Origin of the sequence: Methylobacterium sp. Leaf113 (genome assembly GCF_001423325.1) — a bacterium.
In the GTDB taxonomy this organism is placed as follows: Bacteria; Pseudomonadota; Alphaproteobacteria; order Rhizobiales; family Beijerinckiaceae; genus Methylobacterium.
In genome coordinates, this window is the sequence record NZ_LMNJ01000015.1 from 13,886 (window position 1) to 29,117 (window position 15,232).

The 15,232-nt window shown below is 68.9% G+C and carries 17 protein-coding genes; 3 read left to right on the forward strand and 14 right to left on the reverse strand.

Annotated elements, in window-relative coordinates:
- Window positions 1-346 precede the first annotated feature (346 nt).
- Window positions 347-1,645 carry a flagellin N-terminal helical domain-containing protein gene (locus tag ASF60_RS11795; RefSeq protein ID WP_162241306.1) on the reverse strand — a complete coding sequence of 433 codons (1,299 nt, stop codon included), beginning with the start codon at window positions 1,643-1,645 and terminating at the stop codon, window positions 347-349.
- Window positions 1,646-2,115: 470 nt separating this feature from the next.
- Between ASF60_RS11795 and chrA the strand changes: the two genes are divergently transcribed.
- Window positions 2,116-3,312 (forward strand): chromate efflux transporter, encoded by a 1,197-nt coding sequence (gene chrA, locus ASF60_RS11800; protein WP_056184673.1) that lies wholly within the window; start codon window positions 2,116-2,118, stop codon window positions 3,310-3,312.
- Between the two features lie 7 nt (window positions 3,313-3,319).
- On the opposite strand, the gene soxA is transcribed toward chrA, so the two are convergent.
- The 8 genes from soxA to ASF60_RS11840 are packed head-to-tail and all read right to left on the reverse strand — an operon-like array spanning window position 3,320 to window position 9,621.
- Window positions 3,320-4,096, reverse strand: a complete 777-nt coding sequence (gene soxA, locus ASF60_RS11805) for a sulfur oxidation c-type cytochrome SoxA (RefSeq protein ID WP_082507914.1) — start codon at window positions 4,094-4,096, stop codon at window positions 3,320-3,322.
- A gap of 17 nt (window positions 4,097-4,113) precedes the next feature.
- Complete coding sequence (gene soxZ, locus ASF60_RS11810) at window positions 4,114-4,434, reverse strand: thiosulfate oxidation carrier complex protein SoxZ (RefSeq protein WP_056184678.1); 321 nt, start codon at window positions 4,432-4,434, stop codon at window positions 4,114-4,116.
- Between the two features lie 6 nt (window positions 4,435-4,440).
- Entirely contained in the window at window positions 4,441-4,917 is a 477-nt protein-coding gene (locus ASF60_RS11815) for a SoxY-related AACIE arm protein (RefSeq protein WP_056184680.1), read from the reverse strand.
- Window positions 4,914-5,390 (reverse strand): sulfur oxidation c-type cytochrome SoxX, encoded by a 477-nt coding sequence (gene soxX / locus ASF60_RS11820; RefSeq protein ID WP_443136755.1) that lies wholly within the window; start codon window positions 5,388-5,390, stop codon window positions 4,914-4,916. The genes ASF60_RS11815 and soxX overlap by 4 nt, the downstream gene beginning before the upstream one ends.
- Complete coding sequence (locus ASF60_RS11825) at window positions 5,387-6,637, reverse strand: NAD(P)/FAD-dependent oxidoreductase (RefSeq protein WP_056184683.1); 1,251 nt, start codon at window positions 6,635-6,637, stop codon at window positions 5,387-5,389. Before ASF60_RS11825 ends, soxX begins: the two co-directional genes overlap by 4 nt.
- Window positions 6,634-6,960: a c-type cytochrome gene (locus tag ASF60_RS11830; RefSeq protein WP_244478401.1), complete on the reverse strand. Its 327-nt coding sequence runs from the start codon at window positions 6,958-6,960 to the stop codon at window positions 6,634-6,636. The genes ASF60_RS11825 and ASF60_RS11830 overlap by 4 nt, the downstream gene beginning before the upstream one ends.
- On the reverse strand, window positions 6,957-9,149 hold the full coding sequence (locus ASF60_RS11835) for a xanthine dehydrogenase family protein molybdopterin-binding subunit (RefSeq protein WP_056184685.1): 2,193 nt from the start codon (window positions 9,147-9,149) through the stop codon (window positions 6,957-6,959). Before ASF60_RS11835 ends, ASF60_RS11830 begins: the two co-directional genes overlap by 4 nt.
- A 10-nt stretch (window positions 9,150-9,159) precedes the next feature.
- Window positions 9,160-9,621 (reverse strand): (2Fe-2S)-binding protein, encoded by a 462-nt coding sequence (locus ASF60_RS11840; RefSeq protein WP_056184687.1) that lies wholly within the window; start codon window positions 9,619-9,621, stop codon window positions 9,160-9,162.
- Window positions 9,622-10,373: 752 nt separating this feature from the next.
- Here ASF60_RS11840 and ASF60_RS11845 point away from each other — a divergent pair.
- Together ASF60_RS11845 and ASF60_RS11850 are read left to right on the forward strand one after the other, a co-directional pair.
- Window positions 10,374-11,117 carry a Crp/Fnr family transcriptional regulator gene (locus ASF60_RS11845; protein ID WP_056184689.1) on the forward strand — a complete coding sequence of 248 codons (744 nt, stop codon included), beginning with the start codon at window positions 10,374-10,376 and terminating at the stop codon, window positions 11,115-11,117.
- Window positions 11,114-11,359, forward strand: coding sequence for a hypothetical protein (locus ASF60_RS11850; protein ID WP_056184691.1), 246 nt, complete (start codon window positions 11,114-11,116; stop codon window positions 11,357-11,359). Before ASF60_RS11845 ends, ASF60_RS11850 begins: the two co-directional genes overlap by 4 nt.
- Here ASF60_RS11850 and ASF60_RS11855 read toward each other — a convergent pair.
- The 5 genes from ASF60_RS11855 to ASF60_RS11875 all read right to left on the reverse strand — a co-directional run bounded on the left by ASF60_RS11855 (window position 11,347) and on the right by ASF60_RS11875 (window position 15,167).
- A complete protein-coding gene (locus ASF60_RS11855) occupies window positions 11,347-12,345 on the reverse strand; it encodes an SDR family oxidoreductase (protein ID WP_056184693.1) in 999 nt (332 codons plus the stop codon). The genes ASF60_RS11850 and ASF60_RS11855 overlap by 13 nt on opposite strands.
- 99 nt (window positions 12,346-12,444) lie before the next feature.
- On the reverse strand, window positions 12,445-13,296 hold the full coding sequence (locus ASF60_RS11860; protein WP_056184695.1) for a VOC family protein: 852 nt from the start codon (window positions 13,294-13,296) through the stop codon (window positions 12,445-12,447).
- A complete protein-coding gene (locus ASF60_RS11865; RefSeq protein WP_056184697.1) occupies window positions 13,293-14,213 on the reverse strand; it encodes an SMP-30/gluconolactonase/LRE family protein in 921 nt (306 codons plus the stop codon). Before ASF60_RS11865 ends, ASF60_RS11860 begins: the two co-directional genes overlap by 4 nt.
- 4 nt (window positions 14,214-14,217) lie before the next feature.
- Window positions 14,218-14,676: a hypothetical protein gene (locus ASF60_RS11870; protein WP_056184698.1), complete on the reverse strand. Its 459-nt coding sequence runs from the start codon at window positions 14,674-14,676 to the stop codon at window positions 14,218-14,220.
- Window positions 14,673-15,167, reverse strand: a complete 495-nt coding sequence (locus tag ASF60_RS11875) for a DoxX family membrane protein (RefSeq protein ID WP_056184701.1) — start codon at window positions 15,165-15,167, stop codon at window positions 14,673-14,675. The genes ASF60_RS11870 and ASF60_RS11875 overlap by 4 nt, the downstream gene beginning before the upstream one ends.
- Window positions 15,168-15,232 lie beyond the last annotated feature (65 nt).

Here is a 15,232-nt window from a genome sequence, read left to right on the forward strand (position 1 = left end):
GGGGTCCGGCCTGGTCCGGGTTTGCCAGACGCACGGTCGAGGAACGTCCGGCCCGCTTGCGGGTCCGACCGGAGCCGAGTGTCGCAAATCCGATCGTCATGAAAATCGCCCATAAGGCAACGCACGTGATCCCGATCCGCACACCCTCCCACGAGGGGCCGGACTGCGTCATCATCAGGGTGGCGCCCATCAGCCCTGCGCCTGCGGCTAGCCATCGGGACAGTTCGGAAACGAGAGCCATGGCCGGCCGGATCATGCCGTGAGAGGGGCCGTGACCGCACGGGCGTGCGGGATTTCCGGGTGCAATTCGGCGCGGTCATCGAACCGCGCCGAATGCTGGGTCCGTTTAGCGCAGCAGCTGCAGGATGCTCTGGTTCGCCTGATTGGCGAGGGACAGCGCCGAGACGCCGAGCGATTGCTGAATCTGCAGGGCGTTCGAGTTGGCAGCCTCCTCGTTCATGTCCGCCGCCGTCAGGTTGGAGGCGCCGGTATTGAGGATGTTGGTCATGCTTTTGGTGAAGTCCTGACGCGTCATGATGATCGACATGTTCAGCGAGAGCACGTTCGACTGTGCCTTCAGCGTGTCGAGCGCGTTGGTCAGCGCTTCAGACGCCTTCGTGAGGTCCGCATTGTTCTGGATGCCGAAATTCGACCCACCAGCGGATGTGGCTAAATCCTGCATCAGACCGATCCCAAGGTTGGTCGAGTTGGTCAATGTGCCCTGCACGGTGAGATTTGCCTGTTCCGGCCCGGTCAACTCGTTGAAGATGATCGAAGTCTTGTCGCCGTTGAGCAGATTGACGCCGCTGACGCCGGAACCCTTGGCGGTCGAATCGATCTGGCCGCGCAGGGTATTGAACTGATCGATCAGAGCCGTCCGGGCAGCCGACGTGAGGCCTCCAACGACCGCAGTCGCCCGCGCACCGAACATCCGCGTCGTCGCCTGTGCGTTGGCGGTGAAGCCGGTCGCGGGTGCCGTCGCGGCCCCACCGAGACTGATCGTCAGAGGATCGGAGCCCTCGCCGACCACCTGCATCAAGCCCTGGGCATCCACAGACGCGGTGGCGATGCCCGATTTGTTGATCTGGCTGACGAGGTCGGCGACCGTGTCGGTCGCCGAGATCGAGTAGCTGTAGCTCGCATTGCCCGCCGAGATCTGCATCATGTTGACGGTCGTCGCCAGACCGACGTTTCCGTTGGGTCCGACCCTAGCCGGGGCGACCGGGGTGTTCAGAGTCATGCCGAGGGCATAGTCACGCAGGCTCTTTCCGGCGGCCGTAGCCAGGTTCGCGTTACCGAGGGCTTGGGTCCCGGAAATCTTGGGCAGGTTCTGAGCGGCGCTGGTCTGGGCCTGCTGCACCACTGCTTGCATCGACTTCACGTAGTTGGTGATCGTGTCGAGGCCGGTCGATGCCGCCTTAATGGTCTGGATGCCGTTGGACATCCCCGCGAGCAGGCTCGTGAGGGAACCGGCGCGATCCGTGAGCGCCTGCGCGGTGAAATACTTAACCGGATCATCCAATGCGCTGTTGACGTTCTTTCGGGTCGCAAGACGTTCCTGATTGATAGCCATCAGCGACGCAGTTTTCTGCAAAGAGAGCACGCCGTCACGTGCAGACTGGGTTAGACCAATAGAATAGTTCATGTGATGCAATCCTGGTCCGGAGCTATCGATGCCGTCTAGGCACATCAATCTCGGACGGGATTGGTTTATGGGCTTGTAAGTACAGACTTCCGAATCGATTGATTAGGTGACAGTCCGTCCTTTACTTAGGACGATGCGTACTTTAGCCAAATTCGATCGCTCTGAGCCTCGATCCGGCGTCTCCGGCGCGGCGCGCCGGCGGTCCGTCGGTGCGCTGCGCCCCGGGGACGGACCGGCCGGCGGGAATCGCCGGGACTCGGGCCGCGCCGGATGGTATCCGCCCGCCGAACCAATCCATGGTGGTTTGAGCGCTGGATGGATGCCGGAGACGTGTCGACGATGAGGATCACCGCGTGAATGGGCAGGCACAGCCCCCGTCCCCCGAGGCTCGCCCGGCTCCCGAGGCGCGTCCGGCTTCCAAGACGCGCCCGGCTTCCAAGACGCGTCCGGCTCCCGGACGGCCCGCCGAGGTGTTCCGGGTGTTCCTCAAGCTCGGCCTGACCGCGTTCGGCGGCCCGATCGCCCACCTGGGCTACTTTCGCGAAGAGCTGGTGCAGCGCCGGCGCTGGATCGACGAGGCGGGTTATGCCGACCTCGTGGCCCTGTGCCAGTTCCTGCCGGGGCCGGCCTCGAGCCAGGTCGGGTTCGCTCTCGGGCTGCTGCGCGGCGGCGGCCCGCTCGGGGGGCTCGCCGCCTGGGCAGCCTTCACCCTGCCCTCCGCCCTGGCGCTCCTGGCCTTCGCCCTCTCGGCCGGCGCCCTGACCGGACCGTGGGCGGCGGCCGTGCTGCACGGCCTCAAGCTGGTGGCCGTGGCGGTGGTGGCGCAAGCCCTGTGGGGCATGGCCCGGTCGCTCACCCCGGACCGTCCCCGCGCCGGAATCGCGGTCGCGGCGTTGATGGGCGTCGTCCTTCTGCCCGGCGCTGTCGGACAGGCGCTGGCGATCGCCCTCGGGGCCGCGGCCGGGCTGCTCCTGTGCCGGGCCGGCGCGGGGCCGGCGGACGGCACCGCCCGGCCCGCCGGCACGCTCAGGGTTCCGGTCTCGCGCCGGGCCGGCGCGGCGGCTCTGCTCGTCTTCGCCCTCCTCCTCGCCCTGCTGCTCCTCGGGCCGGCCCTCCTGGCGCCCGGGTTCGGCGGCCAGGGGCTCGCCCTGTTCGAGGCCTTCGCCCGCGCCGGCGCCCTGGTGTTCGGCGGCGGCCACGTCGTCCTGCCCCTGCTCCAGGCGGAGGTGGTCGGCCCCGGCTGGATCGACCCGGCCGGGTTCCTCGCCGGCTACGGCGCCGCCCAGGCGGTGCCCGGCCCGCTCTTCACCGTGGCGGCCTATCTGGGCGCCGCCGTCGGACCGGCCCCGCACGGCCTCCCCGGAGCCGCGATCGCCCTGGTGGCGATCTTCCTGCCGGGGCTGCTCCTGGTCTACGGCGCCCTGCCGTTCTGGCACGGTCTCCGCGCCCGGCCTCGCGCCCAGGCGGCGATGCGGGGCGCCAACGCCGCCGTGGTCGGCCTCCTGGGCGCCGCCCTCTACGATCCCGTCTGGATCGGCGCCGTCGGCAACGCCCGCGATTTCGCCGTGGCGGTGCTGGCCTTCTGCCTGCTCACCGTGGGGCGGGTGCCGCCCTGGATCGTGGTGCTGGTCACCGCCGCCGGCGGCGTCGCCCTGTCCTGGGCCTGAGGGGCGATCACGGGCGCACCGCCGGGGTCTCCACCGGAAGGGGTGCGGCGCGGTCCATCAGGTAGCGCTCGAGGGCGACGAATTCCGGCGCGCCATAGGCGAAGGGCTCGGCCCGCATCCCCGTCATGCAGTTACGCAGGCGCCGCTGCACCGAGCCGAGTCCCTGCCATTCGAGGCGGTAGAGCGGGTAGCCGGTGGGATGGCCCTGCGGGATCAGGGCGGCCCCGAGGCGACGCCCGTGATTGCCGTCGTGGCAGGCGGCGCAGGACAGGCCGAGCTGGCCCATGCGCCGGGTGAACAGCGCCCGCCCCGCCGATCGGGCGGGGCCGAGGCGGGCGTCGGCGGGGGCCGTGATCGGCAGGCCCGCGGATTGGGCGGCGACGTAGGCGGTGAGGCCCAGAAGCTCCCGGCTCTCGTAGCCGTAGGGCTCCGCGCCCTGGTGGCGCCGGCGGCAGGCGTTGATCCGGCCCTGGAGGTCGATCGGGGCGGCGGTCGCCTCGTCCCAGGCCGGGTAGCGGGCGGCAACGCCACGCATCGCGGTCGCCGCCTCTCCGTGGCAGCCGGCGCAGGCGGGCCGGTCGGGCGCCGGGGCCGTACTCCAGAGGTCCGCCCCGTCCTGCAGCCAGAGCAGGCCCGGATTGGCGTCCGCATCGCGCTGCATCGCCTGGATGTCCGGGCTCATCCCGTCGAAGCTCGAGCGCCGCTCGGCCGGCGGGATTTCGGCCGGTGGAATCTCCCCCGCCCCGGCCGACCCGGCCGACCCGGTCGCCACAGCCGCCAGCATCAGGAGCGCGGCCCGCCTCACGTCACCGTCAGGGTCGCGGTCTCGGTCTGGACGAAACCGTTGTCGCCGCGCCAGGTGAAGGTCAGCGTGCCGGTCCGCGTCGCCCGCAGGGTGAAGGTCAGGTAGGGATTGGCGGCTGCGGCCGGAAACAGCTCGGCCCGGAACACCGGCTCGCCGTCGTACAGGCAGGTGAAGTCGGTGATGATGTCGCGCGGCCGGATCCGCCCGTCGGCCCCCGGCCGGAAGCCGGTCTCCATCGGATGCGAGATCAGGGTCTTGATCGTCACGACCTCGCCGGCCGTCGCAGCTTTCGGAACGTTGATCAGGGTGCGGGCCATGGCCGGTCAGCCCTCCAGGCAGGCGGCGAGGGTGACGATGGCATCCGCCGTGGTCGACCAGTAGCGGCCGTCGCTGGTCTCCGCGATGGCGGTGATGCGTTGCGTGTCGGCGAGGCGGATTCGGGTCGTCAAAACCGCGCGACCTCCACGCGACCCCAGGTATACGGTGATGACATTCGGCTGCGGATTCTTGTCGTTGAACACGGCGATGCGGCGGACATGGTCCTCCTCCGTCATCGGGCTGTCGACCGTCACCGTGATGGTCACCGCGTTGCCGTTCTCCACCAGCGGCGGCAGGTCGAGATGGACCCGCCCCGGCCGGATCTCCGCCGCTCCGGCAAAGCGCCGGATGGCCTCGGCGGTGCTCTCGGTACGCGTCGCGGCCTTCGCCGCCACCGGGCGCAGCACCACCGCGGCAGCGGCCCCGGGCCCGAGGGCGAGGATGCGGCGGCGGCTCGGACCCTGGGGATTGTGCGGGCTCACGGCACCGGCCTTTCCGAAGGTGTGTCGCGCAGGGTTATGAGAAAAGCCACAATGTCCTCAATGGCCTGGGCCTCCAGCACCGGCCGGTCGCGCCAGGCTGCGCCGATCCGCACCGTCTCCTGTAGGCGGTAATAGGAGGGCATGATCGTGTCCGGGTTCAAGGCCCGGCCATCGACGAGCCGCAGGCGCAGCGCGCCGGGCGAGAGCCGGTCGCCGACGCCCGAGAGGTCAGGGCCGAGATTGCCCGGAAAGCGCTCCTCGGGAAACGGCCCGGCATGGCAGAGCAGGCACAGGCCCCGGGTGCGGTCGACGACGAGGGTCCTGCCCCGCTCGGGGTCCCCCGGCGCCGTGGTCAAGGGCTCCGGAATTTCCCGACCCACGATGGTGACGGGACGCAGGGCGCCCTCCCCCGCAACCGCCGCCGAGGCCAGGAGCAGCCCGCCGATCCAGACCCATCCGGGGCGTCCGATCACCCGAAAACCTGCCGGGTGATGGTGCGGTACCAGTCGGCGGCATAGAGCGCCTCCTGGGCGCGCAGGGTCATCGGCGCATCGACCGGGCTGATCCCGCCAGCGCCCTCCACGTCAGCGAGGACACCACCCGCGGGATGGTAGACGCCCGCGATCGAGATGCCGTAGCCGGGCGCCACCAGGCTGTAACAGGTGTTGATCAGCTTGGGCGTCTCGGGCGCGCGCCCGGCCAGGAGGTCGATCACCGCATCGGCGCAGACCTTGCCCTGCGCATTGGCCGAGAACGCGGATTTGGGCATCGCCCCGGCAATGGCCGCGTCGCCGATGACGTGGATGCCGGGCATCAACCGCGACTCGAAGGTGACCGGATCGATGGGGCACCAGCCGCTGCGGTCGGCGACTCCGGCGATGGCGGCGATCCGGCCCGCCCGCTGGGGTGGGATGATGCAGGCGACATCCGCCTTGTACTCCGCGAAGTCGGTGCGGACGATCATGGCATCCGGATCGACGGCACTGACTTGGCCGCCCTCGGCCAGCGGCACGTATTCGAGCTGGGTCGGGTAAAGCGCCGCCCAGGCCGACTGGAACAGGCGCTGCTTCGAGAAGGTGTCCTTGGCATCGAGCAGGATCAGCTTTGCCCGCGGCTTGCGGGTCTTCAGCACGTGGGCGATCAGGCTCGCCCGCTCGTAGGGGCCGGGCGGGCAGCGATAGGGATTGCCAGGAACCGACAGCACCACGGTGCCGTCCTCCGGCATGGCGGCGATTTGCCGGGCGAGGAGCAGCGTCTGCTCACCGGCCTTCCAGGCATGGGGCATACGGCTGGCAGCGGCCTCGTCGTAGCCCGGGATGGCATCGAAGCGCAGGTCGATGCCCGGCGAGAGCACGAGGCGGTCATAGGGAAGTGCCGTGCCATCGGCGAGCGTCACCCGGCGGGCCCCCGAGTCGATCCCCGTGGCGGCTTCGTGCACCACGCGGATGCCGGCGCGGACGAGACCTCCGTAGCCGAAACGCTGCGCCGCCATCGGCTGGAGGCCAGCGATGACCTCGTTGCTGAACGGGCAGGAGACGTAGGTCGGGTTGACCTCTACGAGTGTCACATCGAGGCCACCCCGATGGAGCGCACGGGCGGCCGTAGCCCCCCCGAATCCGCCGCCGATCACCACCACCTTCGGCACGGCCTTCGCGATGGCGGGCCCTACCAGGGCAAGGGCCGCCCCTGTGGCGAGGAGAGCGCGGCGCGTCGGGCTCATGGTCGCTCCTGGCCTGTCGCGTTGCTCTGCCCTACGGCGGCAGCAGGCTGCCGCGACAGATAGGCGGCGATCGCCTGGGACTCCGCGTCCGAAAATCCCTTCGCTATGCGACTCATCACGCTCGCGGGCCGCTCGCCCGAACGATAGGCGGTGAGGGCCGCCGCGATCTCGGTCTCCGGGCGACCGTCGATCGCCCCCATCGCCGCCCCCTCGGCATGGCACCCGGCGCAGGAGGAGGCGCCTGGCGGCGGGCGCTCAGCCGCCAGGGCCATGCCCATCGGTCCGGCCAGCAGCCAGGCCGCGACCATCGACAAGCGCGTCACGCTCGGCGCAAATCCGTGTTCTTCACCGGCATCTGGCGCACGCGCTTGCCGGTGGCTGCATAGATGGCGTTCAGGACGGCAGGGGCCGCGACCGCGATGGTGGGCTCGCCGACCCCACCCCAGAACCCGCCCGATGGCATCACGATCGTCTCGACCACCGGCATCTCCTGAAGCCGCATCACGGGGTAGGTGTCGAAGTTCGTCTGCTCGATGCGGCCGTCCTTGACCGTGCATTCCTGGTAGAGCGCCGCAGACAGGCCATAGACGAAAGACCCCGCGATCTGAGCGTCGATCTGTTGCGGATTGAGGGCGTGGCCCGGATCGGTGGCCGCGACGATGCGATGGACCTTGACCGCCCCATCATCACCGACCGAGACCTCGGCCACCGCCGCCACGTAGGAGCCGAAGCCCATCATCTGAGCGAGGCCTCGATGGACGCCCGCGGGAGGCTTTTCGCCCCAGCCCGCTTTGTCGGCCACCGCCTGCAGCACCGCCCGGTGCTTTGGGTGCTTCTCCATCAGCTTCAACCGGAAGGCCAGAGGATCCTGACCAGCCGCATGGGCGAGTTCGTCCATGAAGCATTCTAGATAGATGGCGTTGGGATTCATGTTCACGCCGCGCCAGAAGCCCGGCGGAACGTGCGGATTGCGCATGGCATGATCGACGAGGATGTTCGGGATCGCGTAGCCGATCGCCGCCTCTGCGCCGCCAGCGTTGAGGCCCTGGAACACCACCGGGTCCTTGCCGTCGACCATTCGGTTCGGTGCAACTGAAACCAGGATCGACTGGCCGGAAATGCGCATGTGCAGCCCGGTCAGGTTGCCGGCCTCGTCCAGCCCGGCACGCATTCGGCACTGCGTGATCGGATGGTAGCGCCCGTGGGTCATGTCCTCTTCGCGGGTCCAGATCAGCTTGATCGGCGTCCCGGGCATCTCTTTCGCGATCAGCACAGCTTGGCGCAGCCAGTCGTGCGTGGCACCGCGCCGGCCGAAGCCGCCACCGAGCAGGAGCTTGTAGACGTCGCACTTGGCAGCCGAGAGACCGGCAGCCTCTGCGACGGCAGCGAGTGCCGCCTCGCCGTTCTGGGTCGGCGCCCAGGCCTCACAGCGCTCCGACGTCCAGCGTACCGTGGCGTTCATCGGCTCCATGGTGGCGTGGTTCTGGAACGGCACGCCATAGGTCGCCTCCACAACCCGGGCCGCGTTCTTCAGGGCGGCTGCGACGTCGCCACCCTTGTTGCCCACGTAGGTTTCCTCGGCATCGAGGCCCTCGCGCAGGGTCGCCGCGATGGTCTCGCTCGAGACCTGCCCGTTCGGCCCGTCATCCCAGACGATCGGCAGGGCCTCCACGGCGGTCTTGGCGCGCCAGAACGTGTCGGCGACCACCGCTACGGCCGAATCGCCGACCGCCACAACCTTCTTGACGCCAGGCATGCCTTCGACCGCCTTGGCGTCGAAGCTCTTCACGGTGCCGCCGAAGACCGGACAGTCGCGGATCGCGGCGTTCAGCAGGCCGGGCATGTTGAGGTCGATGCCGTAGATCTGACTGCCGTCAGTCTTCTCGACGGTGTCGAGGCGCTTCACCGGCTTTCCGGCGATGGTCCAATCCTTCGGGTCCTTGAGGACGATGTCCTTCGGCGGGGTGATCTTGGCCGCCGCCATCGCGACCGCGCCGAAGGTGATGGTACGACCTGAGCCGGCGTGGCTGATCACGCCCTTGTCGATGCGGCACGTGTCCGGGGCCACACCCCAGCCCTTGGCGGCGGCCTCGACCAGCATGATGCGGGCGGCCGCGCCCCCCTTGCGGACGTAGTCCTGAGATTCGCGGATGCCGCGGCTGCCGCCGGTGCCGAAATCGCCCCAGACCCGGCCGCGGGCGACGTTCTGGCCCGGCGTCGGGTACTCGGTGACCACCTTGCTCCAGTCGCAGCCGAGTTCCTCGGCCACGAGCTGGGCGAGTCCCGTGAGGGTGCCCTGCCCCATTTCGGAGCGGGCGATGCGGATCACCACCGTCTCGTCGGGCCTGATCACCACCCAGGCATTCACCTCGGGGGTGAGAACGGTCGGAGCCCCCTGGGCGACGGCCTCACCCGGGAACGGCACATGGAATCCCAGGCTGAGGCCGCCGGCTGAGGCGACGGCACCGGCTACGAACGTGCGGCGGGAAGGCTTGCTGGGAGGCGCGTTCATGGCTCTCTCCTCAACCCGCCTGACCGCCGTTGGCCGCGAGCTTGATGCCGGCCAAGACGCGATTGTAGGTGCCGCACCGGCAGATGTTGGTGATCTCGGAGCGGATCTCCGCGTCGCTGGGATGCGGGTTCTGCGCAAGAAGCGCCGCCGAGGCCATGATCATCCCGGACTGACAGAAGCCGCATTGCGGGACGTCGAGTTCGGCCCAGGCCTTCTGCACCGGGTGCGAGCGGTCCTGCGACAGGCCTTCGATCGTCACGATCTTCTGGTCCGGCGTGACGCTGGACACCGGCATCGAACAGGAGCGCACAGCCGTGCCATCGATATGCACCGTGCAGGCGCCGCACTGGGCGATGCCGCAACCGTACTTCGTACCGGTGAGGCCCGCCTGTTCACGGATGACCCAGAGGAGCGGGGTGTCAGGCTCGGCCTCGACCTCGCGGATGGCACCGTTCACGTTCAAACGGATCATGCGTTTCCTGCCATGGTGTTCGGCCGTGGATTGCGCTCCGCGAAAGGCCGCAGCGCGGGCTCCGCCTTTGGAATGATCGTACGGTACCGTGGTCGACCAAGTCCACAGCCATTCCTCGCGACGAAAGGCGCGCTGAAAACATGTTCGCGCTCGCCTGGCATACGGACATCATCAAAGCGCCATCGATCGGCGCACGCGCTGGCGTTGCGAACCGGAAGTGACCGCGAGATCTGAACGAAGCGAAGCAGACCGACCCGAAGGCACGCTGGACAAGGGGTAAGGGCTCCCAGAACCGCACAACGCCCCCCCGACTGGGGGGGGCGATCAGGGTTCGGCGACGGTGAGTCCAAACCGGCATGGGGGACGTTCACAGGAGGCCAAAATCCGCCGGCTCCAAGCTTGTGAGAGGAGGGCTGCAGAAAGAGGCTTGTCGCATCGACACTTCTGATCCGCACCCCCTCGCACCCTGATCGTACATCCCGCTTCCTCAGTCAGCGCCACGATCACATTGGCGTGACATCATGGAGTGGCCGACGGCCCTTTCAACAGCCCTGCTTTTTGTTAATGCAAGATTTGTCGAGACCTGACCCGCCACAGTTTATACTCGCGGCAAGAGGAAGCGTGCGGTGGCGGCGGCGTGGGACGGCGAGCGCGCCATCATGCTCCCATGCTAGGAACGACGCCGGTCGTGCGATCCCCTGCATTCACGCAGTCCCGACGCTTCCGTCCTATCCAAGAAAGGCATCTTCGCAATGAGCTTCGCCGCCGGCGCCGACATCAGCCTGCTCATTCGGAAGCTGGAAACAATCATCACGGTCTCGGATGCGGAGCGTCATGCCATCGAGCGTCTGCCGGTGATGCGTCGCCAGCTCGGCGCGCACCAGGATATCGTGCGCGACGGCGATCAACCCACGCAATGCTGCCTCCTGATCGAGGGCTGGGCCTTCCGCTACAAGCTGCTGGACGAGGGCAAGCGCCAGATCCTCTCCGTGCACATCCCCGGCGACATTCCGGACCTGCAGAGTCTCCATCTGCCGGTCATGGATCACAACCTGAGCTCCCTCACCGCGTGCACGCTCGCCTTCATTCCGCATGACGCGTTGCTCGATCTCACCCGCAACCACCCCGGCGTCACCGCAGCCCTATGGCGCGACACACTGGTGGATGCCGCGATCTTCCGAGAGTGGATGACCAATATCGGCCGGCGCTCGACGCTCGGTCGGATCACTCACCTGTTCTGCGAACTCTACCTGAAGCTGGAGGCCATGGATCTCGCTCGGGACCATAGCTGCGAGATGGCTCTGACCCAGAGCGATATCGCCGACGCGATCGGGGTGTCGAACGTCCACGTGAACCGCGTCCTGCAGGAGTTGCGCGGTCAGGGCTTACTCACCCTTCAGGGACAGCGCCTCGTCATTCACGATTGGAACGAGCTGACGAAGCGTGCGGAATTCGATCCGGCCTACCTGCATCAGGAGCGGCGGCCCAGCCCATGATTCTGAGCCTCCAGCCCATCCGGATCCGTACGGAGAGCAACGACGGTGAGGGGCGCCTGGTGCTGGCCGAGGGTGTCCTCGTCGCCATCCTCGTCCGGCTCTCGGCCGATCATGGCGCTGCGGCGGGATACTGGTTCCTGGAGGCGGGGTTCGGCAGCCTGGCTTATCCCAGACCACCGGCGTTTCTCGATCTGACGACAGCACTCGACTGGATCACGCAGCGTTGCGATCAGCGCCCCTGAGGGTACTCGCGCGATGACGTCCGGGCACGCCAGCCAAGGGCGAGGAGCGCGGCCCCTCCGACCAGCGCCGCACCGGCAACGCTGAGCGGCCGGGCCGAGGGAACGCCCTTGCGGGCGCGCCAACCGCCGCTTGCCCGGGGCGTATCGCCGAGCGGCGCACGGAGGGCCCCGTGCGTGCGCGGCGCCGGATTCGCCCGATCGAGGGCGCTGTGGATCGCGATGCCCATGAGATGTTCGGTCGGCCCGGGGGCCAGGGCGTAGGCGACCTGCGCCGCACGGGCCGGCCAGCCCACCGCGACCTCGTCGTGCGGGTGGCGGGCGAGGTGCACGAAGGTCTCGGCCACGTCTTCGGGGGCGTAGACCAGGGGGCCGGTGTCGATGGTCCGGCCGGAGACGTTGGCGCCGTGATCCAGACCGGGGGTGTCGACCATGGCGGGAAACACCGAGCAGACGTGGATATCGCGATGGCGGCGCAGCTCCTGGCGCAGGCTGGCGGTGAAGCCGCGCAGGCCGAACTTGCTGGCCGTGTAGGCGGCGGCGAACGGCGCCGGAGCCCAGCCGCCGAGCGAGATGTTGGTGATCAGAGTCCCCCGACCCTGGCGCAGAAAGTGAGGCAGCGCCGCATAGGCGCCGTACATGCCGCCCAGCAGGTTCACCGCGATGGTGCGGTGGTGCAGGTCGAGGGGAGCGTCCTGGTAGGGGCCGAACACTCCGGTGCCTGCATTGTTGATCCAAACGTCGATCCGCCCGTAGGCGTGGTAGGCGGCGCTCGCCAGGGCCTCGACGGCGGACGCGTCGGTGACGTCGGTCGGGACGGCCAGAGCCTCGCCCCCGAGCTTGCGGCAGTCGCGGGCGAGATCGGCGAGCGCCTCGGCCCGGCGGGCGGCCAGCACCACCCGAGCGCCCCGTTCGGCGAAAGCGGCCGCGCGCCCGATGCCGCTCGATGCTCCGGTGATCACCACCACGCTGTTCCGCAGGTCCCGCATGCCTTGGAATTCCCCTTCCCGGAGGCGCCGCGCGCCGCCTTGCGTGCTCGGCCAACCGGACCTGCGGGGGCGCTGTTCCGAAGCGCGGGAGCCTGACGCTCAGGGCAGCCAGAGCCGGTGGCCGTCAGGGTCCTGAAGGCGGCGCGGACCGGCGACCGAGGCTTCACCGGCGAAGACCAGGACCGTGGCGGCGATGTCGTGGTCGCCGCAGATGTGACCGGCACGGGGAAATAGCCCTGCGTAGTCAAGGAGTTCGACATGTGGCGTCGGGGCGCCGGGCGGGCGCAGGCCGGTCACCGCCACGCGCGGGTCGGGTACGCCGTCGAGGCGCGCCTGCTCGGGACCGACATTGGTGGAGCGCGACGCCACCGAGAAGCCGAGGCCCTCGTAGAAGGCGAGGCTGGCGGCGGAATCCGCCACTGAGATCGCCGAATGGTCGATGCCGAGGCAGGGATCGGGTCCGCCGCCGCGCCAGGTCTCCGGCTCATGTCCGGCGGGAAACGCAAGCAATTCAAGGGGATGCCCCTCGGGATCGCGGAACTTGAAGGCAGTCACGCCACCCGAGGCCGCCGGCAGGCGCTCCGGTCCCGCCGTGGAGATCGGGCGCCAGCCCGGGGTCGCCGACAGGCGCGCGAAGGCGGCCGCCATGTCCGAGACCACGATGGCGATGTGCTGAAACAGCGGGCTCCAGCCCGGCACGTCGTCGGGATAGGGACGGCCCGGCCGGTCGAATCCGACGAGGTCGAGGGCCTGGGCACCGAGGCTGAGGGACACCCCATGCGTGCCAAAAGTGGTTCGCTGGTCGACCGAAGGTCGTGTCGAGGTCGTGCGCGAAAACCCGAGTGCGGCCGTGAAATACCGCGCCAGTATTTCAGGGTCGGCGCTGACCAGGCGAATCCGCTCGAGGCGCAGCGGTCCGGCTCCGAGGCCCGGCGTCCCGCCCGCCGTCATGGGGTCTGAACCCCACGCCGGTTGAGGAAGATGGCATACAGGGTGTGCGAGCCGCCGATGAACAGGCGGTTCTTCATCCGGCCGCCGAAGGTCAGGTTCGAGACCCGGTGCGGCACGAAGATCTTGCCCATCAGGTTGCCGGAGGGATCGATGCAGTGGACCCCGTCGGCGGCGCTGCTCCAGACGTTGCCGTCCTCGTCGACCCGCATCCCGTCGCAGTAGCCGGGCGCGACGGTGTGGAAGACCTCGCCACCCGAGAGCGCGAAGTCGGGGCCGACGTCGAAGGCGCGGATGTATTGGCGCGGGTTGGGCCGGGTCTGGTCGCCGGTCTCGGCCACGTAGAGCCGGCGCTCGTCGGGCGAGAAGGCCAGCCCGTTCGGCCCGTCGAAATCACGGGCCATGGCGCGGATGGTGCCCGAAGCCGGGTCGAGGCGATACAGCGCCGGGGGCTGCTCGGAGACTTGGCGCCCACCCTCGTAGTCGTTCGAGATGCCGTAGACCGGGTCGGTGAACCAGATCGCCCCGTCCGAAGCCACCACCACGTCGTTGGGGGCGTTGAGCCGGCGCCCGGCATGGTGGGTGACCAGCGTGGTGACGGCGCCGTCCTGTTCGGTGCGATACAGGCAGCGGCCGCGATGCGCGCAGGCGATCAGGCGGCCCTGCCGGTCGCGGGTCTGGCCGTTGGCGTAGTCCGAGGGCGCCCGATAGACCGAGAGCCCCTCCGCCTCGCTCCACCGCATGGTGCGGTTGCGCGGCAGATCCTGGAACAGCAGGCAGTCGGCGTCGCCGAACCAGACCGGCCCCTCGATCCAGCGGAAGCCGCTGGCGATCTCCTCCAGTTCGGCATTGCCCAGCATGTACCCGGCAAAGCGCGGATCGACGACCTCGAACCCCGGGTTTTGGAGCCTGGACGCCATGGGGCTACCGGAACCGGCACGGGGTGGCGAGGGTCGGCGGCGCATCGAACTGCACCACCATCAGCACGGCGGGCGCGTCGCCGACCGTGCCGGAGAGGTGCCCCTGGCGCCCGTCCACCGCCTTCGTGTTCTGGTCCTCTCCGAAGGAGATCTCGCCGGGACCCATCTCGACGCGGGTCCCGTCCATGGATTCGACGAACCAGCGACCCGAGAGCGGGATGATCCATTGCGGCTTCGGGTTCTCGTGCCAGGCGCCGGTCCACCCCACCGGCTGCACCGTGACCATCACGGTGGCGCCGTCATGGGTCTTGGTGCCCTGCCATTGCGGGTCGGCCGGCGGCTGCATCGACTTCATGTCGAAATCGGTCAGCGCGCAGCGGGTCTGGTGGCTGACGCCCTCGGCGTCGGTCCACAGGTGCCAGTAGGGAACGCGGGGCTTCTCCGGCGTCGTCTCGTCGCTCATGGGTTGGTCCTGACGGTCTCGGGGACAGAGGCGGTGCGGTAGGGCTGCGACGAGGCGAGCGGATCGGCGAGAAAGAGCCGCACCGTGTCGGCCCCGGTGCCGAAGGTGATGAGGAGAAATCCGCCCGCGAGGGCGAAGTTCTTGAGGAAGTCCCAGAACAGGCCCCGGCCCTTGCTGTCGCCGCCGGCCCAGAAGTCGCCGGGGCGCCAGAACTGCTTCCACAGCAGCGCCGTGACGCCGCAATAGCCGGCGAGCACGAAGGCGGCGGCCCGATCGGCGATGCCGGTGAGGATGCCGAGCGACATCACCACCTCGACGAACAGCCCCGCGAGGATGAGCGCGCGGGCGAGCCCGGTGCGGGCGACGCGCTCGCGGGCCTGACCCACCGCGCCCCGAAAATTCAGGATCTTGTCCAGCGCGCTGAAGGGCAGGAACAGCAGGACCAGGAGAAGCCGGACCGCGAAGGCGATGCCGATGCTGAGAGCGACCAAGATTCGGTCCTGACCTGAAAGGAGCGACGCGCCGGGATGAGACGGCTCGGCGGAACGTGATGCTA